Raw genomic sequence first — 19,396 nt, 5'->3', positions numbered from 1 at the left:
ATGCGCCCGCTGCGCCAACCAGCCGCGCTTACAGCGAGCAGAACAGGCGATGCGTAACCCGAGGCTCATCGTATACCGGGCGGAAACCAAAGCGTTCATAAAAGGGCCAGGCCTGCGCCGGGGCATGAGTGTTAAGGAAATCGAACCAGGCGCCGGAATGCGTGATGACTGAGAGCAGCAGCTGCTGGCCAATTCCCTGGCGGCGATGGCTATCGCGAATATAGAGATGGCGAATGCGCCCGGCCCGCGGCTGCTGGCTGAAGGGGTCGACGTTCAGACCGCAGACCCCAACCAACTGGCCACGGACAAACGCGCCCAGCAGCTTTTCACCAGGGGCGTTAAAGCGGTTTTTGCCGCTTTGCCAGTTTTCCGCCAGACGGCGCAGCATATTGAAATGCTGTTCAAGGCTTTCGGTGCGCAGCGCGACGAACCCCGGATCCTCCGGCGTCGTTGCGGCAATTAATAGCGGTGGCATGGTTCCTCCATCAAGTCTTCCCGGAACGCCCGAAGGACGCCTGTAGGGGGGCGGTTTCCCGCCCCCCTCAGGTGCGACCTGAACCTGAATCAGCGGAACTGTTTCAGGACTGCATCAAGTAGTTGCAACACAGCAACCATGAGTTTCAGGATTAAAATAATAATATCCATTCCGCCCATACGCGCGTCTCCTGTGGTTAAGGAGCACAATAAGCTGACGTACCTTTCCGCTGCCTGTTGCCAGCTTATCCCTGTTCTCACAGGGGTTGCGCAGTGGTGGCCGCACGGGCCGGACACGACGCATTGTTGACGTAACACAGTGTGCTCTCTCGGGGTTAAGGCACTGACGGCACCACCCGTTTCAGCCAGGACTTCGTTGCGCCGGTCAAACTTGCGGCCCCCGAATGGCACAAAGTGAACACATCCAGTATAGATAAATACTGTATGTATGAACAGTATTTTTTGGACAAATTCGCACCCGTCGTACATACTCTATGACAGAGAAATTTCGACCTTAAATTGCGCGAATTGCAGCGATCGCGTATACTTTTGTCGTTGACGTAATACAGTGTGCTTACGGCTACCACCCGTAAAAATGCTGATAAAAACCTCGCTCCGGCGGGGTTTTTTGTTTTCTGCCGCTGATGTCGCAAATTGTGATCATTCGCGCAAATTCTCATGGATGAAAATAAATCCATTGTGAAAACGCAAAACCTGTGTTTGTATAAATTCAGCTTATTTTTCGACACAACAGGTCCCTAATGAACGCTGCCATGATGACTTCGACCCTACTAAAAACCGCGCCTGCCGCGGTGGTCGTCGTGTCTGTGGTGGTCGTCGTCGGCAATGCGCCGTAGGGTCCGGAACAACACGAATTCCAAACCCCGCCGGCGCAAACCGAGCGGGGTTTTTTGTTGGCGAGCCCCCCGGTAAAGTCGGCCCAGAATAAAAGGACTGGAGCATGGCAAGTTCGGGCACCACATCAAACACAATGCGCTTTACCGGCGCGCAGCTGGTTGTTCATTTACTGGAACGCCAGGGTATCACTATGGTCAGCGGCATTCCGGGCGGCTCCATTCTGCCTATCTACGATGCTTTAAGCCAAAGCACGCAGATCCGCCACATCCTGGCGCGCCACGAGCAGGGGGCGGGTTTTATCGCTCAGGGGATGGCGCGTACCGAAGGTAAACCCGCAGTCTGTATGGCCTGTAGCGGCCCTGGCGCCACCAACCTGATTACCGCCATCGCCGATGCCCGCCTCGATTCTATTCCACTGGTCTGCATCACCGGACAGGTTCCGGCCTCAATGATCGGCACCGATGCCTTCCAGGAAGTCGATACCTACGGCATCTCTATCCCCATCACCAAGCATAACTACCTGGTGCGCGACATCGCCGAGCTGCCGCAGGTGATGAGCGACGCCTTCCGTATTGCCCAGTCCGGGCGTCCCGGGCCGGTGTGGATAGATATTCCTAAGGATGTGCAGTCGGCAACCATTGAACTGGAAACGCTCCCAGAGCCCGGCGAGCGCGCCCCGGCACCGGCATTCGCGCCTGAAAGCGTGCGTGAAGCGGCGGCAATGATCAACGCGGCGAAACGCCCGGTACTGTATCTGGGGGGCGGCGTAATTAACGCGCCGCAGCCGATTCGGGACCTGGCGGAAAAAGCCAACCTGCCGACCACTATGACCTTAATGGCGCTGGGTATGCTGCCGAAGGCGCATCCTTTGTCGCTGGGGATGCTGGGGATGCACGGCGCGCGCAGCACTAACTTTATTCTGCAAGAAGCTGATTTACTGATTGTTTTAGGGGCTCGTTTTGATGATCGGGCGATTGGCAAGACCGAGCAGTTCTGCCCGAACGCGAAGATTATTCACGTCGATATCGATCGCTCGGAGCTTGGCAAAATTAAGCAACCGCACGTAGCGATTCAGGGCGACGTGGCGGAGGTTTTAGCCCAGCTTATTCCGCAGATTGAGGCGCAGCCGCGTGATGAGTGGCGCCAACTGGTGGCCGATTTACAAAGAGAATTCCCCTGCGCCATTCCGCAGGAAAGCGATCCGCTCTCCCATTACGGCCTGATTAACGCCGTGGCCGCCTGCGTTGATGATGAGGCGATCATCACCACCGATGTGGGTCAGCATCAGATGTGGACGGCGCAGGCCTATCCACTCAACCGTCCCCGCCAGTGGCTGACTTCCGGCGGTCTCGGCACCATGGGCTTCGGCCTGCCGGCTGCCATCGGCGCGGCGCTGGCCAATCCGCAGCGTAAGGTTATTTGTTTCTCCGGTGACGGCAGCCTGATGATGAATATTCAGGAGATGGCCACCGCCGCCGAAAATCAGCTGGATGTAAAAATTATCCTGATGAACAACGAAGCGCTGGGGCTGGTGCACCAGCAGCAGAGCCTGTTCTATCAGCAGGGTGTCTTCGCCGCGACCTATCCGGGGATGATTAACTTTATGCAGATCGCCGCCGGTTTTGATCTGCAAACCTGTGATTTAAATAACGAAGCCGATCCGCAAGCGGCGCTGCAGGCGATTATCGACCGTCCCGGCCCGGCGCTGATCCACGTGCGTATCGACGCGCAGCAGAAAGTGTATCCGATGGTACCGCCGGGTGCGGCCAATACTGAGATGGTGGGGGAATAAGCCATGCAAAAGCAACACGATAACGTCATTCTGGAACTCACCGTCCGCAACCACCCTGGCGTCATGACCCACGTCTGCGGGCTATTTGCCCGCCGTGCGTTTAACGTTGAAGGCATTCTCTGCTTGCCGATCCAGGGCAGCGAGCATAGCCGCATCTGGCTGCTGGTAAATGATGACCAGCGACTGGGGCAGATGATTAGTCAGATTGAAAAGTTGGAAGATGTCACCAATGTGGCGCGTAACCAGTCCGATCCCACCATGTTTAACAAAATTGCGGTGTTCTTCAAATAGTGCTCAAGGCTTGAACGGTAAGGTGCTTATGGTTAAGGTAAGCGCCTTTGCCGGATGGCGCTGCGCTTATCCGGCCTACAGAGAGTGAATCCGTAGGCTGGATAAGGCGTTTACGCCGCCATCCGGCGCTTTCAGGCACCAGGAAACACCATGACTACCATCGCCCTTATTGACGATCATTTGATTGTCCGCTCCGGTTTTGCTCAGCTACTGGGGCTGGAAGCTGATTTTCAGGTTGTCGCTGAATTCGGCTGTGGACGCGAGGCGCTGGCGGGGCTACCGGGGCGCGGTGTACAGGTTTGTATCTGCGATATCTCAATGCCGGATATTTCCGGGCTGGAGCTGTTAAGCCAGTTGCCGAAGGGGATGGCGACCATCATGCTGTCGGTGCACGATAGCCCGGCGCTGATCGAGCAGGCGCTGAACGCCGGCGCGCGCGGCTTCCTGTCGAAACGCTGCAGTCCGGATGAACTGATCGCCGCGGTCCGCACCGTGGCGGCGGGCGGTTGCTATCTCACGCCGGATATCGCCATGAAGCTGGCCGCCGGGCGCCAGGATCCGCTCACCAAACGTGAACGTCAGGTGGCGGAAAAGCTGGCGCAGGGTATGGCGGTGAAAGAGATCGCCGCTGAGCTCGGTCTGTCGCCGAAAACCGTTCACGTTCATCGCGCCAACCTGCTGGAAAAACTGGGCGTCAGCAACGACGTCGAGCTGGCGCGCCGCATGTTCGATAGCTGGCAATGAACACCGTCGTTTCACGATTGCTGTCGGTGATCGGCTGCGCCTTTATCTTCTCAGCCGCCTGGTTCTGCCTGTGGAGTATCAGTCTGCATCTGGTGGAACGCGCGGATTTAGCGGTGCTGCTGTTTCCCTTTGGCCTGCGTTTAGGGCTGATGCTGCAATGCCCGCGTGGCTACTGGCCGGTGCTGCTGGGAGCCGAGTGGCTGCTTATCTTCTGGCTGGCTCAGGAAGTGGCGCTGGCGCACCCGATAATATTGATGACCGGAAGTCTGCTGACCCTGCTGCCGGTGGCATTGATTTCACGCTATCGCCAGCAGCGAGACTGGTTGACATTGTTGCGCCAGGGCGGGGCGCTGATCGCCGCCTCGCTGCTGCAATCGCTGCCGTGGCTGGCGCAAGAAGGCAGTGAGGGACTGACCGCGCTGTTGTTGACGCTGACCGGCGGCCTGACGCTGGCGCCGACCTGCCTGGTTATCTGGCATTATCTGACCAGTACCGTCTGGCGGCCGCTGGGGCCGTCGCTGGTGTCGCAGCCGGTTAACTGGCGTGGCCGGCATCTGATCTGGTACCTGCTGCTGTTTACCGTCAGCCTGTGGCTACAGCTCGGGTTGCCCGCCGAACTATCCCGCTTTACCCCTTTTTGTCTGGCGCTGCCGATTATCGCTCTCGCCTGGCACTACGGCTGGCAGGGGGCGCTGATCGCCACCCTGATGAACGCCATTGCGCTGATTGCCAGCCAGACCTGGCACGATCACCCGGTTGATTTATTGCTTTCACTGCTGGCGCAGAGCCTGACCGGACTGCTGCTGGGCGCGGGGATCCAGCGATTGCGCGAGCTTAACCTGTCGCTACAGAACGAGCTGGCGCGTAATCGGCGGCTGGCGGAACGCCTGCTGGAAACGGAAGAGAGCGTGCGGCGTGAAGTGGCGCGCGAGCTCCACGATGATATTGGCCAGACTATCACGGCAATTCGCACCCAGGCGGGGATCGTGCAGCGTCTGGCGCCAAACAACGCCAGCGTACGGCAGAGCGGCCAGTTGATAGAACAGCTGTCGCTGGGGGTTTACGACTCTGTGCGAAGACTGCTTGGTCGTCTGCGTCCGCGCCAGCTTGACGATCTGCCGCTTGAACAGGCGGTACGTTCGTTGATGCGTGAAATGGAACTGGAAGACCGCGGTATCGTCAGTCATCTCGAATGGCGGATTAACGAGGCGGGGCTGAGCGAAAACCAGCGCGTGACGCTGTTTCGCGTTTGCCAGGAGGGACTGAATAATATCGTCAAGCACGCCAACGCCAGCGCCGTCACCCTCCAGGGCTGGCAGCAGGATGGGCAATTGATGCTGGTGCTGGAAGATGACGGTTGCGGCCTGCCGCCGGGGTCGAATCTGCAAGGCTTCGGCCTGACCGGCATGCGTGAGCGCGTGACAGCGCTGGGCGGTACGTTAACTATCTCCTGCACACACGGTACCCGCGTGTGCGTCAATTTACCGCTGCGTTACGTCTGAGGGGATCGCCGATGTTTGCCTTTTTAAAAGCGCCGCCGGACGCCGCGCCAATTAGCGATAAACGCGAGCTGGACGAGCGTTATCGTTACTGGCGTCGCCATATCCTGCTTACCATCTGGCTTGGCTATGCGCTGTTTTATTTCACCCGCAAAAGCTTTAATGCCGCGGTGCCTGAAATTCTGGCCAGCAATGTACTGACTCGTAGCGATATTGGCCTACTGGCCACGCTGTTTTACATCACTTACGGGCTGTCGAAATTTTTCTCTGGTATCGTCAGCGACCGCTCCGACGCCCGCTATTTTATGGGGCTGGGGCTCATCGCCACCGGGGTGGTGAATATTCTGTTCGGTTTTTCTACCTCGCTGTGGGCTTTCGCACTGTTGTGGGCGCTGAATGCCTTCTTCCAGGGCTGGGGCTCGCCGGTATGCGCCCGGCTGCTGACGGCCTGGTATTCGCGGACCGAACGCGGCGGCTGGTGGGCGCTATGGAATACGGCGCATAACGTCGGCGGCGCGCTGATCCCGATGGTAGTGGGGGCAGCGGCGCTGCATTACGGCTGGCGCGCGGGGATGACGATTGCCGGTTGCCTGGCGATTCTCGCCGGACTGTATCTGTGCTGGCGGCTGCGCGATCGCCCGCAGGCGGTGGGGTTACCCGCCGTAGGCGACTGGCGTCACGATGCGCTGGAAATCGCCCAGCAGCAGGAAGGCGCAGGGCTGACGCGTAAAGAGATACTGACCCGCTACGTGCTGGCCAATCCCTATATCTGGCTGCTGTCGTTGTGCTATGTGCTGGTGTACGTGGTGCGGGCGGCGATTAACGACTGGGGCAATCTGTATATGTCGGAGACGCTTGGCGTCGATCTGGTGACCGCTAACTCGGCGGTGACCATGTTTGAGCTGGGCGGTTTTATCGGCGCGCTGGTGGCGGGGTGGGGCTCGGATAAGCTGTTTAACGGCAATCGCGGGCCGATGAACCTGATTTTCGCCGCCGGAATTTTGCTGTCGGTTGGCGGGCTGTGGCTGATGCCGTTCGCCAGCTACGTCATGCAGGCGGCCTGCTTCTTCACCACCGGGTTCTTCGTTTTCGGCCCGCAGATGCTGATCGGTATGGCGGCGGCGGAATGTTCGCATAAAGAAGCCGCCGGGGCGGCCACCGGGTTTGTCGGCTTGTTCGCTTATCTTGGCGCCTCGCTTTCCGGCTGGCCGCTGGCGCAGGTGATGGATATCTGGCACTGGACCGGATTCTTCGTGGTGATTGCGATTGCCGCCGGCATTTCCGCGCTGCTGCTGCTGCCGTTTTTAAACGCGCAGGCGCCGCGTACCGTCAGCGAAGCGTGATGTAGCTCACCCTTTCGCCGCGAACGGGGCAAAACTAAGAAATTTTCCCGGTTTTACCTGGAAGCCGTCTCAGGCCAGACAGCGCGCGGGTTTTTACAATGCCTGGTTATTACGCAGGCATAAAAAATCAGCTCAGGAGATACCCATGCTGGCCTTTCTGAATCAGGTGCGCAAGCCGACCCTGGATCTGCCGCTCGACGTGCGGCGCAAAATGTGGTTCAAACCTTTCATGCAGTCCTATCTGGTGGTCTTCATCGGCTACCTGACCATGTACCTGATCCGCAAGAACTTTAACATCGCGCAGAACGACATGATCTCCACCTACGGGTTGAGCATGACGCAGCTGGGGATGATTGGCCTGGGCTTCTCCATCACCTACGGCGTGGGCAAGACACTGGTCTCTTATTATGCCGACGGTAAAAACACCAAGCAGTTCCTGCCGTTTATGCTGATCCTCTCCGCCATCTGTATGCTGGGCTTTAGCGCCAGCATGGGGGCGGGTTCAACCAGCCTGTTCCTGATGATCGCCTTCTATGCGCTGAGCGGCTTCTTCCAGAGTACCGGCGGCTCGTGCAGCTATTCCACCATCACCAAGTGGACGCCCAGACGCAAACGCGGCACCTTCCTCGGCTTCTGGAATATCTCCCACAACCTCGGCGGCGCGGGCGCGGCGGGCGTGGCGCTGTTTGGCGCCAACTATCTGTTCGACGGCCACGTGATCGGCATGTTTATCTTCCCGTCGATTATTGCGCTGATCGTCGGCTTTATTGGCCTGCGTTACGGTAGCGACTCTCCGGAATCCTACGGCCTTGGCACGGCGGAAGAGCTGTTTGGCGAAGCGATTAGCGAAGAGGACAAAGAAACCGAAGAAAATGCGATGACCAAGTGGCAGATCTTTGTTGAGTACGTGCTGAAAAACAAAGTGATCTGGCTGCTGTGCTTCTCCAACATCTTCCTCTACGTGGTGCGTATCGGTATCGATCAGTGGTCCACCGTGTATGCTTTCCAGGAGCTGAAGCTGTCTAAAGAGGTGGCGATTCAGGGCTTTACCCTGTTTGAAGTCGGCGCGCTGGTTGGCACGCTACTGTGGGGCTGGTTGTCGGACTTGGCCAACGGCCGCCGCGCGCTGGTGGCCTGCGTCGCGTTGGCGCTGATTATCGCCACCCTCGGGGTTTACCAACATGCCAGCAACCAGTACGTCTATCTGGCCTCGTTGTTTGCGCTGGGCTTCCTGGTGTTTGGTCCGCAGCTGTTGATCGGCGTCGCTGCCGTCGGCTTTGTGCCGAAAAAAGCGATCGGCGCTGCCGATGGAATCAAGGGCACCTTCGCCTATCTGATCGGCGATAGCTTCGCCAAACTGGGTCTCGGGATGATCGCCGACGGCACGCCGGTCTTCGGCCTGACCGGCTGGGCCGGCACCTTTGCGGCGCTGGACGCCGCCGCCATCGGCTGTATCTGCCTGATGGCCATCGTGGCTATCTTCGAAGAGCGTAAAATTCGCCGCGAGAAAAAGAATCGAGTTTTGCAGACTGCCTGATTCACCAGGTATTTGGTAACCTTGCCCGGCCATTGCGCCGGGCTTTTTTATAGGGTTTTCTGGGCGGCAAACGCATTAAATTAGCCGGTGATTTTTTCATATTCTTCTAACGATGGCGCGGTAGATTTTTTAAGCATCACATCAGGCCATTCGACTTTGCGCCCGTAAATGCCCACGTTAGGATTGACGGTCATATCTAACATCTCGTCTTTGAAATCCATATAGCGGTTAATCCAGGTCCAGAGTTTATAGTTATTTAAATATTTAGACTCAATGATAGTTTTTTCTGAAATAAGCGTAAATATATCAGTAATACTTTCATTTTCATAAGCATGTAAGCAAATAAACGATCTCTGATTATAAAAATCATAATAGCCTTTTATAGAACTCCAGGGGAATTCTTTGTATTCTGGTCGGGTCCGTTTATAGAATGGAAAGCGGGTTCTGGCTTTATAGTTGCGGTTTGGTCTTTGAAGTATCTTCATAAAAACATATTCGCAGATATAAACCTTTCCTGTTTTTCGATTAAAACGAATTGGGTAATGTCGTGGAGAAAAGAAGCAGTAATTTACTGCAAAAGACGAGAAATAAGCTATGGCAAATATTGCAATGATGCTAAAATGAATGGTGAGTGTTAGCAGTAATTCACTTTTTTCTTGCCAAAAAAACGCCGCGTAACTTTCAAAATCGAAAATCATATAGTATAAAAATATAATGATTACCAAACATGATAAAATAGTTAAGGGTAATAACATAATGATATAGAAAATGTTCATCCAATAAAATGTTGAATGATTACGCGTGATTTCACAATAATCATCATTAACATAGAATAACTTTCCCGAATGTGTTAGCTTATCTGTATCGCCTGGAGTCTCAGTGATAAGGTTTTTAAGATCCGTATCGGGAATTTGCTTTGCTAAATAGTGGTTTTGGATCGGGAGCATATGCATTCCTTTGCTTATTGACTATGATACCGTTTCGGCGATTTTTTCATATTCTTCTAACGATGACGCGGTAGATTTTTTAAGCATCACCTCAGGCCATTCGACTTTGCGCCCGTAAATGCCCACGTTAGGATTGACGGTCATATCTAGCATCTCGTCTTTGAAATTCATATAGCTACTGATCCACAGCCATAGTTTATAGTTATTCATCAACATCGTTTCAGTTCCTGTATCATCCGAGGTGAGGATGAAGGAGTCAACGATGCTGTGGTTTTCATATACGTGACAGTTTATTATTGCGTTATAATTTAGAGAATAGCTCCCTTTTATATCACTCCAGTCAAATTCCTTGCATTCTGGTTTTGGTTTTTTATAAAAAGGGCTGTGAAGGAAAAATGTATAGGGTTGCCTCTTAATTAAATCAGACAGAGTATACTCGTAAACATAGATTTTTCCTGTTTTACGGTTAAAGCGAATTGGATAATGGCGAGGTGCGAAAAAAGCGTAATTTACGATGGCCGAGAAAATAAAGGATAAGGCTATTGAAAGTAAAATTGCAAAATGAAAAAGGAGTGTGCTATTTAATTCCTGCTCATTTCCCCAAAATGCGTTAATATACCATTCAAAATCAAAAATTATTTCATATAAAAAAACAATGACTCCGATAACTATCACAAGAATAATGGGAGAGAATAACGCAACTAATAAAATGTTAGCGCCATAAGATGATGAGTAGTTACGGGTTATTTCGCAATAATCATCATTTACATAAACGAGTTTACCCGCGTGCGTGAGTTTATCTGTATTACTTCTCGTCTCAGCATTAATTCTGGCAAGACCATCGTTATCGATATGCTTTGCTAAATAGTCGAATTGCATAATATACATTCCATTGCTTGATAAGGGTAGCGAATCCATTAAAGGATAACATGCTTAATTATTACTGTGCAAAAATAGCAATTCATAGATTAAGCTAATTATATTAGTGTTAATATTTGTTTTTAATATATTGTTTCTTTATGCCAGTGTGATTGATTAATTCGTTAAAAGTATAAAGTAACGCGATAAGTCACATTATGGTTCGTCCGACAGTCGACAGCAGGCAAATTCCCATTATGATAGTGAGGCTGCGATTGGATGAGAGGATGCATGATCTGGATAGGACTGGCCACCTTGGTAGTGGTATTTGTTGTGGGATTTCGGGTGCTTACCTCTGATTCACGCCGCGCGATTCGCCGCCTGAGCGAACGCCTTGGCATTACGCCTGTTCCGTTGGAATCGATGATCGATCAGCTGGGAAAAACCGCCGGTAATGAGTATTTGCGTTACCTGGAGCGGCCCAATGAAGCACATCTGCAGAACGCCGCGCAGGTGCTGCTTATCTGGCAGGTCGCGATTGTCGACGCCAGCGAGAAAAACCTGCACTACTGGTATCGCCTGATGCAAAAAGCGCGATTAGCGGCGCCGATTACCGACGCACAGATCCGCCTGGCGCAAGGTTTTCTGCGCGAACTGGACCCGGATGTGAGCGATTTACATAACCTACAGCAGCGCTATAACGATCTGTTTCTCCCGGAAGACGGCGTGCACTGGTTGCACTGATCTCATTGTTATCCGGCCTGTGGTTTACGCACTCGTCACTTGTAGGCCGGATAAGCGTAAGCGCCATCCGGCAGAATGACGAGGTCTGTATTCTCAGGCTACGCTTTTGTATTACGTTATGAAAAGCGAGAAGAGTTGCGAAAACGTTAAGTACGTCACATACAAAATGTTACACTGCGCAGCTTTCCGCCACTTTCTTCGCAGGTAACTCATGAGTCATTCAAATGAAGCCAAACCCCATGCAAGCGATCTCGCGCGGCCAAACTGGTCGGCGGTCTTCGCGGTTGCTTTCTGCGTCGCCTGCCTGATTACCGTCGAGTTTTTGCCGGTTAGTCTGCTGACGCCGATGGCGCTGGATTTAGGCATCTCCGAAGGGATGGCCGGGCAATCGGTGACGACGACGGCATTCGTCGCGATGTTTTCCAGCCTGTTTATCACCACGGTTATCGGCAAAACCGATCGCCGCTACGTGGTTATCCTGTTTTCGCTGCTGCTGACCCTTTCTTGCCTGCTGGTATCGTTTGCCGATAGCTTCACCCTGCTACTGCTGGGGCGCGCCTGTCTGGGCCTGGCGCTCGGCGGTTTCTGGGCGATGTCGGCATCGCTGACCATGCGTCTGGTGCCGATGCGCGTGGTGCCGAAAGCGCTATCGATTATCTTCGGCGCGGTATCAATCGCGCTGGTGATCGCCGCCCCGTTGGGCAGTTTCCTTGGCGGGCTTATCGGCTGGCGCAACGTCTTTAACGGCGCGGCGGTGATGGGCGTGCTGTGTACGCTCTGGGTGCTGAAAGCGCTGCCGTCGCTGCCGGGTGAATCGGCGGCTCAGCAGCAAAATATGTTTGGTCTGCTGAAGCGTCCGGGGGTGATGGCTGGGATGTGCGCCATTTTCATGGTCTTTGCCGGACAGTTCGCCTTCTTTACCTATATTCGACCGGTATACATGACACTCGCCGGTTTTGACGTCGACGGCCTGACGCTGGTGCTGCTGAGCTTTGGTATCGCCAGCTTTATCGGCACCTCGCTCTCCTCGGTGGTGCTGAAGCGCTCGGTCAAAGCGGCGCTGGCGATTTCGCCGCTGGTGCTGACCGCCTGCGCGGCGGCGCTGGTACTGTGGGGAGAAAGCAAAATCGTCGCCTCGACGGTGGCGATTATCTGGGGCTTCGCGTTTGCGCTGATTCCGGTGGGATGGTCAACGTGGATCACCCGTTCTCTCTCCGATCAGGCGGAAAAAGCCGGGTCGATTCAGGTGGCGGTGATCCAGCTTGCCAACACCTGCGGCGCCGCGGTCGGCGGCGTTGCGCTCGACCACTTAGGGCTGCTGTCGCCGCTGGTGTTGTCAGGAATATTAATGCTGTTTACCGGCCTGCTGGTGACGACCAAAGTGAAGGTGAATTAACCCGCTTACGGCCGTTCGCCTTTTGCCAGCCGGGCGTTGATGTCGGCAATCACTTCCGGCAGATCCGCCAGGGTATCAACCACATAGTGAGCCCCGGCGGCATACAGTTTGCCTGCCGCCCGCTCGCGACGGGTGGCGATTTCCTCTTTCGACATCGCCTGGTACTCCTCCCAGGTAGCGCCGAATTCGTTACCGGACACCGCCAGGCCGACGCTCCACATCCCGGCATGTAACCCTTCGCTGATGCCCGGTGCGGCATCATCGACCTTCACGCAGTGGGCCACATCGTCTATGCCCAGGGTAATCACGTTCTGCAGCGCCATCCACGGGCCCGGACGACCGCCGACGGCAAGGTCATCGGTGGCGACCCAGTGGTCCGGGGCGTAGCCCTGGGCGGCAGCGGCTGGTACCAGCTTTTCCATCACCGGGCGCGGATAACCCGAGCAGGAGCCGATCTTCAGGCCCTCGGCGCGAAACGCGGCGATAGTGTCGACAACGCCGGCAATCGGTGCGGAAAAATCGACAACCTTAGCGATTTGCAGCGGCATAAACGCGGCGTAGATCGCATCGATATCGGCGGCAGTCATCGCGCGGCCGAATTTGGCCTGCCAGCGGCTATCGACAGCAGGGAGTTTGCCCAGCGCCTCAATGTGCTGCCACTTGCCAAGCCCCATCGGCACGCGGGCCTCTTCAAGAGTGATCTCAATATCGAAAGCCTGGCGGAAGGCCTCGACGAAAATTTGCGTCGGGGCGAAAGAGCCGAAGTCTACGGTGGTGCCTGCCCAGTCAAGGATCAGTGCGCTAATACGGTTCATGGCGGTTCCTTATTGTTTCCAGTACATGGCGTTATCGATAGCCGCCAGCAGGGCGGTGATATCGGCGTCGTAGACTTCGCCAATGTTGCCGATGCGGAAGCAGTCGCTTTGCGATACTTTGCCCGGATAGATAACGAAGCCCTGATCTTTCAGCTTCTGGTAGAAGGTGTGAAAGCGATACTGCGGCGCATCCGGGGAATAAAAGGCGGTAATGATCGGCGAATGCAGGCTATCGTCGAGCAGCGGCCGGAAGCCGAGCGCGCGCATCCCTGCCACCAGACGGCGTTGATTGTTGCGGTAGCGCTGATGGCGCGCGCTAACGCCGCCCTCCTGCGCCAGCTCTTTAAGCGCCTGGGCAAAGGCCAGCACGGTATGGGTCGGCGAGGTGAAGCGCCACTTGCCGTGGTTATCTTCCATGCAGCGCCACTGGGCATATAGATCCAGTGACAGCGAGCGTGAACGGCCTTTGCAGGCGGCCAGCTCCGCTTCGCGGGCAATCACGAAGGCAAAGCCCGGCACGCCCTGAATACATTTGTTGGCGGAGCTTATCAGGTAATCAATATTCAACGCGGCGATATCCAACGGAATGCCGCCAAAGCTGCTCATCGCATCGACGATATAGCGTTTATCGTACCGTTTCGCCAGTTCGGCCACCTCTTCGATCGGATTCAGCATGCCGGTGGTGGTTTCGCTATGTACCATCGCGATATGGGTGATCGCCGGGTCGTTCTGCAGGATCTGTTCGATCGCCGCCGCATCAGGGCGTGCGACTTCGCCGCAGTCGTAAGGGTGGCAGGCGATGCCCATCAGCTGCGCCATCTCAATCATACGCGCGCCATAGGCGCCATTGCTGACGATCAGCACTTTGCCCTGTCCGCCGATGACGCTGCCGAGCACCGCTTCGACCGCGTAGCTGCCGCTGCCCTGCAGCAGTACCGCTGTATAACCGTCGGCTGGGGTAGCCAGTTGCACCAGCTGCTGGCGAATGGTCTGTACCACGCCGAGATTGTAATCATCATCCCAGGTGCAGCTATCGAACAACATCGCCTCTTTTACCGTACGGGAGGTGGTTAGCGGGCCGGGGGTCAGCAGCAGGTAGTTCCGTGAAGTCATTTGTCTCACCATTTGGTCTATACCAGATTTATATTTATCATGGAGACAAAGCCGGGGCAGGGTCAAAGGAAATGTGGCGCTGCAACAAAAAATTCATCTGGCTATGTATAATGAGCGCACGAAAAGTGGCAGTGAGTAAACATGAAATCACCCTCTGGCGAGATGCCGCAATACCTGATGATTAAAGCGCAGCTGCAGGCGCGTATTCAAAACGGCGCCCTCAAAAGCGGCGACAAGCTGCCTTCCGAGCGCGAGCTGTGCGCGCTGTTCAACACGACCCGGATTACGGTGCGTGAGAGCCTGGCGCAGCTGGAGGCCAGCGGCGTGATTTACCGCGCCGACCGCCGCGGCTGGTTTGTGACGCCGGAGCGTCTATGGCTGGATCCGACGCAAAATACCAACTTCCACAAGCTGTGTCTCGAGCAGGGGCGCGAACCGAAAACGGTGCTGCTTGATGGCCGCCTGGCTGCCGTGCCGCTGGATGTGATGGCGCCGTTGGCGCTGCAGCCCTTCGATCAGGTCTATTTGCTGACCCGGCTGCGCTATGCCGACGGCCGGCCGGTGTGCTACTGCGAAAACCACTGTCTGCCCGCACGGGTGCCTGAACTGCTGCGCCACGATCTTAACGGCAGTCTGACCGAGATTTATCAAACTCAGTACGGCCTGATCTATACCAGTATGCATCTGTCGTTTTATCCCACTTCAATGCCGTCGCAGGCTGCCGAAGCATTGGGGGTGATGGAAGGGCGCCCGGCGCTGCTGCTGCGCCGGCTGAATTACGATCAACACGGGCGTATTCTCGATTACGATATTGAATACTGGCGGCATGACAGCCTGCGGATCGAAGTCGATACCCATTGATTTTATTGGTTAAATTTTTTGATCTCCCCGGGGCGCTTGCGCGTGCCGGGGCTACGCACCTCCCCTCGTTTTAACTCTTTCGACACACTTCTTTCATCGTTTTGTCATAAACCCCCGGTAGCGTGAAGCCAAATCTGGTCTACACCAGAATAACTGACTATCCGATGAGGCTTATACGATGAAACTCTCCCGACTTGCTCTGCTGTCCCTGTTCGCGCTGACCAGCTCTCCGGTTTGGGCGGACGGCGTCGTCACGGTTTATTCCGCCGACGGCCTGCATGACGGCGATAACAGCTGGTATCAGAGCCAGTTCGACGCCTTCACCAAAGCGACGGGCATCAAAGTGCAGTATGTGGAAGGCGGCTCCGGCGCGATCGTCGAACGTCTGGCGAAGGAGCGTACCAATCCGCAGGCTGACGTGCTGGTCACGGTGCCGCCGTTTATCCAGCGCGCCGCGAAAGAGCAATTGCTGGCAACCTTTACCCCGCAGGGTAGCGCGCAGATCCCCGGCGCTAACGACCGCTACGCGCCGCTGGTGAATAACTATCTGACCTTCATCTATAACAGCCAGTTGCTGAAAGCCGCACCGGCCAGCTGGCAGGATTTGCTGGATAGTCGCTTTAAGAACAAGTTGCAGTACTCCACGCCGGGTCAGGCGGGCGACGGTACCGCGGTGATGCTGCAGGCGTTCCATAGCCTCGGCGGTAAAGACGCCGGTTTTGCATATCTGGGTAAGCTACAGGCCAATAATGTCGGCCCATCGGCCTCGACCGGCAAGCTGACGGCGCTGGTCAACAAAGGCGAGCTGTACGTCGCCAACGGCGATTTGCAGATGAACCTGTCGCAGATGGCGCGTAACCCGAACGTTAAAATTTTCTGGCCGGCGGATGACAAAGGCGAGCGCAGCGCGCTGGCGCTGCCCTATACCATCGGGCTTGTGCAGAACGGACCGAACAGCGAAAACGGCAAGAAGCTGATTAATTTCCTGCTGGATAAACCAGCGCAATCCAGCGTTAGCGCGCTCTCCTGGGGCTTACCGGTACGCAGCGACGTGGCGCCGGATGACGCTAACTTTAAGGCGGCGAAAGCGGCGCTCGACGGCGTGAAGAGCTGGGAGCCGAACTGGGACGACGTTGCAGTATCGCTGTCGGCGGATATCGCCCGCTGGCATAAAGTGACCGATAGCGAGTAAGCCTGATGTTGATGAAAACCACCGTCACTCCTTCCCCGTCGCTGGCGGGGACTTCCGGGATCACCCTGGACTCGCTGCGCGTTTCATACCACGGCAACGTGGTCTTAAAACCGCTGTCATTGACCATTGAACCCGGTGAGGTGCTGGCGCTGATAGGCCCTTCCGGTTCCGGGAAAACCACGGTGCTGCGGGCGATTGCCGGTTTTGTGCAACCGGCTGGCGGTCGGATCCTGATTGGCGACACGGACGTCACCCAGCTGCCGCCGTACAAACGCGGGCTGGCGATGGTGGTGCAGAACTACGCGCTGTTCCCGCATATGAAGGTGGAAGATAACGTTGCTTTCGGCCTGCGGGCGCAAAAGCAGCCCAGGGGGCTTATCACCGAGCGGGTGACTGAAGCCTTAAAAATTGTCGGTATGGCGGATTATGCCACCCGCTACCCGCATCAGCTTTCCGGCGGCCAGCAGCAGCGCGTCGCGATAGCCCGTGCGATTGCCGTGCGTCCTCGGGTGCTGTTGCTTGATGAACCGCTGTCGGCGCTGGATGCGCAAATTCGTCATAACATGGTGGAAGAGATTGCCCGCCTGCATCGCGAACTGCCGGAGCTCACCATCCTCTACGTCACCCACGATCAAACCGAAGCGCTGACCCTGGCGGACAAAATCGGCATCATGAAAGACGGTTCGCTGATCGCCCACGGTGAAACGCACGAGCTGTACCACTATCCGCCGAACCGCTTTAGCGCCGAATTCCTCGGCCGCGCCAATATCCTGCAGGCAACGGCGCTGAAAGACAGTACCGAGCCGGGGCTGGTTAGCGTGAGCTGCGGCGGCGGCCTGATTAACGCCTTCAGTCGGGGCGGCCTGCATGGCAACAACAAGCTGTTATGCATTCGCCCGCAGCACATGAGCCTGGCGCCGCGATCGGCAATCAGTAATCGCCTCAACGCTACCCTGACCTCGGTACACTGGCAGGGCGATCTGACGCATCTGCTGTGCGACGTCGCTGGCGAAGCGGTGCGGATCGTCATGACCCACGTAAACCCACTGCCGCGCCCGGGGGACAAGCTGGCGCTCTACTTTGAACCTGGCGATGCGGTTCTGATCGAGGTGCAATAATGGCGCAAACCCTCACGCTTGCGCGTCCGGCGCGAAACCTACGCCCTTACCTGTGGCTGGCGTTGCCGCTGCTGGTGCTGGCGACGCTATTTTTCTATCCGCTACTGCTGATCGCCGAACAGGCGTTACGCGACGCCAGCGGCAACCTGAGCCTCGAGACTTTCTGGCAGGTGATCGACTCTAAGCGCTTTATCAGCGCATTGTTTAATACCTTGCAGATCGCCGTTTTCGCGACGCTCGGCTGCCTGGTGCTCGGCAGCGTGCTGGCGCTGATTCTGGTGTTTATTCCGTTCCCCGGCAGCCAACTGGTGAGCCGGGTCATCGATACGTTTATCGCGCTGCCGACCTTCCTGATTACCCTCGCATTCACCTTTATTTACGGCTCGGCGGGGCTGCTCAACGGCACCCTGATGGCGTTGTTTGCTTTTGAACTGCCGCCGGTAGACTTTCTCTATTCGATTAACGGCGTGATCCTGGCGGAGATCACCGTCTTTACGCCGCTGGTGATGCGCCCGCTAATGGCGGGACTGCGGCAGATAGATAAGAGCCAGCTGGAAGCGGCGAGTATTCTCGGCGCTCACCCGTTACGGGTGATTACCCAGGTTATCTTCCCGGCGGCGCTACCGGCGCTGATGGCGGGCGGCAGCCTTTGCCTGCTGCTGACCACTAACGAGTTCGGTATCGTGCTGTTTATTGGCGCCAAAGGGGTTAATACCCTGCCGATGATGGTCTACAGCAAGGCGATTCTGGAGTCGGATTACAGCGTGGCCTGCATGATTGCGCTGATTAATATTCTGCTGTCGCTGGGGCTGTTTATGCTCTATCGGCTGGCTGCGGCGCGCACTGGCGTAAGGAGTTAACGATGTTGATTTGGTCGCGTAAAGGCCGCGCGGCGGCGGGCGCGCTGGCGGTGACGCTTTTTGCCGGCGTTTTCCTGCTGCCGCTGGCGGTGATTTTACTCTCCAGCCTGAGTAAACAATGGAATGGCCTGCTGCCCACTGGCTTTACCTTTGCCCACTTTGTTAACGCCTTTCGCGGCGCGGCGTGGGATTCGCTGTTTTCGAGCCTGATGGTGGGTTTCTGCGCCAGCCTGTTGGCGCTGCTGTGCGGGATGTGGGCGGCGCTGGCGCTGCGCCAGTATGGCGCGACGCTACAGAAATATCTTGGCCTGGCGTTTTATCTGCCCAGCGCCATCCCCTCGGTTTCCGTCGGGCTGGGCATTCTGGTGGCGTTCAGCCAGGGGCCGCTGCAGATGAACGGCACCTTCTTTATCGTCCTGGCGGCGCACTTTGTGCTGATCTCCGCCTTTACCTTCAGCAACGTAACGACCGGGCTGGCGCGGATTTCCGCCGATATTGAAAACGTCGCCTCAAGCCTGGGCGCTTCGCCGTGGTATCGCCTGCGCCATGTTACGCTACCGCTGATGACGCCGTGGATGATTTCAGCGCTGGCGCTGAGCCTATCGCTGTCGATGGGAGAGTTAGGGGCGACGGTGATGATCTATCCGCCGGGTTGGACGACGCTGCCGGTGACTATTTTCAGCCTCACCGATCGCGGCAATATCGCCGATGGCTCGGCGCTGACCATTGTGTTGGTGGGCGTCACGCTGCTGTTGATGATGAAGCTTGAGCGCATCGCCCGCCGATTAAGCCAGAGATAGGTTGTATCCGGAGTTGTAGCCCGGCTCAGCGTAGCGCCAGCCGGGAATCGGATTGCCTCAGAACCAGGCCTCAAACATACCGCCGATGTTCAGCGAATCCAGCCGCTCGTCGCTGGTGCCGTCTACTTTCGCGGTGTGCTCGTTATTCACCTGG

The 19,396-nt window shown here is 56.2% G+C and carries 20 protein-coding genes and 2 pseudogenes; 14 read left to right on the top strand and 8 right to left on the bottom strand.

The window, feature by feature from the left end; all coding sequences use genetic code 11:
* Positions 1-28: 28 nt before the first annotated feature.
* The 3 genes and pseudogenes from PGR10_RS23725 to PGR10_RS23715 all read right to left on the bottom strand — a co-directional run bounded on the left by PGR10_RS23725 (position 29) and on the right by PGR10_RS23715 (position 1,223).
* The gene (locus PGR10_RS23725; RefSeq protein WP_087858886.1) at positions 29-475 is read right to left on the bottom strand and encodes a GNAT family N-acetyltransferase; all 447 of its coding nucleotides are present in this window, start codon (positions 473-475) and stop codon (positions 29-31) included.
* An 89-nt stretch (positions 476-564) separates the two neighbouring features.
* The gene (tisB, locus tag PGR10_RS23720; RefSeq protein WP_004145059.1) at positions 565-684 is read right to left on the bottom strand and encodes a type I toxin-antitoxin system toxin TisB; all 120 of its coding nucleotides are present in this window, start codon (positions 682-684) and stop codon (positions 565-567) included.
* 370 nt (positions 685-1,054) lie between these two features.
* A pseudogene (locus PGR10_RS23715) lies at positions 1,055-1,223 on the bottom strand (hypothetical protein).
* A gap of 12 nt (positions 1,224-1,235) precedes the next feature.
* Between PGR10_RS23715 and ivbL the strand changes: the two are divergent.
* From ivbL to uhpT, 7 genes are all read left to right on the top strand, one after another.
* Entirely contained in the window at positions 1,236-1,331 is a 96-nt protein-coding gene (gene ivbL / locus PGR10_RS23710) for an ilvB operon leader peptide IvbL (protein WP_016162016.1), read from the top strand.
* Between the two features lie 104 nt (positions 1,332-1,435).
* Positions 1,436-3,124 carry an acetolactate synthase large subunit gene (gene ilvB / locus PGR10_RS23705; protein ID WP_430924218.1) on the top strand — a complete coding sequence of 563 codons (1,689 nt, stop codon included), beginning with the start codon at positions 1,436-1,438 and terminating at the stop codon, positions 3,122-3,124.
* 3 nt (positions 3,125-3,127) lie between these two features.
* On the top strand, positions 3,128-3,415 hold the full coding sequence (gene ilvN / locus PGR10_RS23700; RefSeq protein ID WP_430924217.1) for an acetolactate synthase small subunit: 288 nt from the start codon (positions 3,128-3,130) through the stop codon (positions 3,413-3,415).
* A gap of 150 nt (positions 3,416-3,565) precedes the next feature.
* On the top strand, positions 3,566-4,159 hold the full coding sequence (gene uhpA / locus PGR10_RS23695) for a transcriptional regulator UhpA (RefSeq protein WP_015369064.1): 594 nt from the start codon (positions 3,566-3,568) through the stop codon (positions 4,157-4,159).
* 17 nt (positions 4,160-4,176) lie between these two features.
* A complete protein-coding gene (gene uhpB, locus PGR10_RS23690; RefSeq protein ID WP_430924237.1) occupies positions 4,177-5,661 on the top strand; it encodes a signal transduction histidine-protein kinase/phosphatase UhpB in 1,485 nt (494 codons plus the stop codon).
* An 11-nt stretch (positions 5,662-5,672) separates the two neighbouring features.
* A complete protein-coding gene (locus PGR10_RS23685) occupies positions 5,673-7,001 on the top strand; it encodes an MFS transporter (RefSeq protein ID WP_308958080.1) in 1,329 nt (442 codons plus the stop codon).
* Positions 7,002-7,146: 145 nt separating this feature from the next.
* Positions 7,147-8,538, top strand: a complete 1,392-nt coding sequence (gene uhpT / locus PGR10_RS23680) for a hexose-6-phosphate:phosphate antiporter (RefSeq protein ID WP_015369067.1) — start codon at positions 7,147-7,149, stop codon at positions 8,536-8,538.
* Positions 8,539-8,618: 80 nt separating this feature from the next.
* Here uhpT and PGR10_RS23675 read toward each other — a convergent pair whose 3' ends face one another.
* Together PGR10_RS23675 and PGR10_RS23670 are read right to left on the bottom strand one after the other, a co-directional pair.
* Positions 8,619-9,485, bottom strand: a complete 867-nt coding sequence (locus PGR10_RS23675) for a DUF6708 domain-containing protein (protein WP_430924216.1) — start codon at positions 9,483-9,485, stop codon at positions 8,619-8,621.
* Between the two features lie 21 nt (positions 9,486-9,506).
* A complete protein-coding gene (locus PGR10_RS23670) occupies positions 9,507-10,364 on the bottom strand; it encodes a DUF6708 domain-containing protein (protein ID WP_430924215.1) in 858 nt (285 codons plus the stop codon).
* Between the two features lie 270 nt (positions 10,365-10,634).
* Between PGR10_RS23670 and PGR10_RS23665 the strand changes: the two genes are divergently transcribed.
* Together PGR10_RS23665 and nepI are read left to right on the top strand one after the other, a co-directional pair.
* Positions 10,635-11,087, top strand: coding sequence for a DUF1198 family protein (locus PGR10_RS23665; protein ID WP_004901545.1), 453 nt, complete (start codon positions 10,635-10,637; stop codon positions 11,085-11,087).
* Between the two features lie 211 nt (positions 11,088-11,298).
* Entirely contained in the window at positions 11,299-12,483 is a 1,185-nt protein-coding gene (gene nepI / locus PGR10_RS23660) for a purine ribonucleoside efflux pump NepI (protein WP_430924214.1), read from the top strand.
* A 5-nt stretch (positions 12,484-12,488) separates the two neighbouring features.
* On the opposite strand, the gene phnX is transcribed toward nepI, so the two are convergent.
* Together phnX and phnW are read right to left on the bottom strand one after the other, a co-directional pair.
* A complete protein-coding gene (gene phnX / locus PGR10_RS23655; protein ID WP_045389061.1) occupies positions 12,489-13,298 on the bottom strand; it encodes a phosphonoacetaldehyde hydrolase in 810 nt (269 codons plus the stop codon).
* Between the two features lie 9 nt (positions 13,299-13,307).
* Entirely contained in the window at positions 13,308-14,411 is a 1,104-nt protein-coding gene (gene phnW, locus PGR10_RS23650; protein WP_213317683.1) for a 2-aminoethylphosphonate--pyruvate transaminase, read from the bottom strand.
* Positions 14,412-14,552: 141 nt separating this feature from the next.
* Between phnW and phnR the strand changes: the two genes are divergently transcribed.
* From phnR to phnV, 5 genes are all read left to right on the top strand, one after another.
* Positions 14,553-15,272 carry a phosphonate utilization transcriptional regulator PhnR gene (gene phnR, locus PGR10_RS23645; protein WP_430918415.1) on the top strand — a complete coding sequence of 240 codons (720 nt, stop codon included), beginning with the start codon at positions 14,553-14,555 and terminating at the stop codon, positions 15,270-15,272.
* A gap of 178 nt (positions 15,273-15,450) precedes the next feature.
* A complete protein-coding gene (gene phnS, locus PGR10_RS23640) occupies positions 15,451-16,464 on the top strand; it encodes a 2-aminoethylphosphonate ABC transporter substrate-binding protein (RefSeq protein WP_213794866.1) in 1,014 nt (337 codons plus the stop codon).
* A 5-nt stretch (positions 16,465-16,469) separates the two neighbouring features.
* On the top strand, positions 16,470-17,582 hold the full coding sequence (gene phnT / locus PGR10_RS23635; protein ID WP_430924213.1) for a 2-aminoethylphosphonate ABC transport system ATP-binding subunit PhnT: 1,113 nt from the start codon (positions 16,470-16,472) through the stop codon (positions 17,580-17,582).
* Positions 17,582-18,442, top strand: a complete 861-nt coding sequence (phnU, locus tag PGR10_RS23630) for a 2-aminoethylphosphonate ABC transporter permease subunit (RefSeq protein ID WP_087858896.1) — start codon at positions 17,582-17,584, stop codon at positions 18,440-18,442. Before phnT ends, phnU begins: the two co-directional genes overlap by 1 nt.
* A 2-nt stretch (positions 18,443-18,444) precedes the next feature.
* Positions 18,445-19,242 (top strand): 2-aminoethylphosphonate ABC transport system, membrane component PhnV, encoded by a 798-nt coding sequence (gene phnV / locus PGR10_RS23625; protein ID WP_004145044.1) that lies wholly within the window; start codon positions 18,445-18,447, stop codon positions 19,240-19,242.
* Between the two features lie 57 nt (positions 19,243-19,299).
* Here phnV and PGR10_RS23620 read toward each other — a convergent pair.
* Positions 19,300-19,396 (bottom strand): annotated as a pseudogene (locus PGR10_RS23620) (carbohydrate porin); the annotation flags it as partial.

This window comes from Klebsiella sp. 141198 (genome assembly GCF_050600785.1).
In the GTDB taxonomy this organism is placed as follows: Bacteria; Pseudomonadota; Gammaproteobacteria; order Enterobacterales; family Enterobacteriaceae; genus Klebsiella; species Klebsiella aerogenes.
This window is presented reverse-complemented; position numbering and strand designations above follow the sequence as displayed.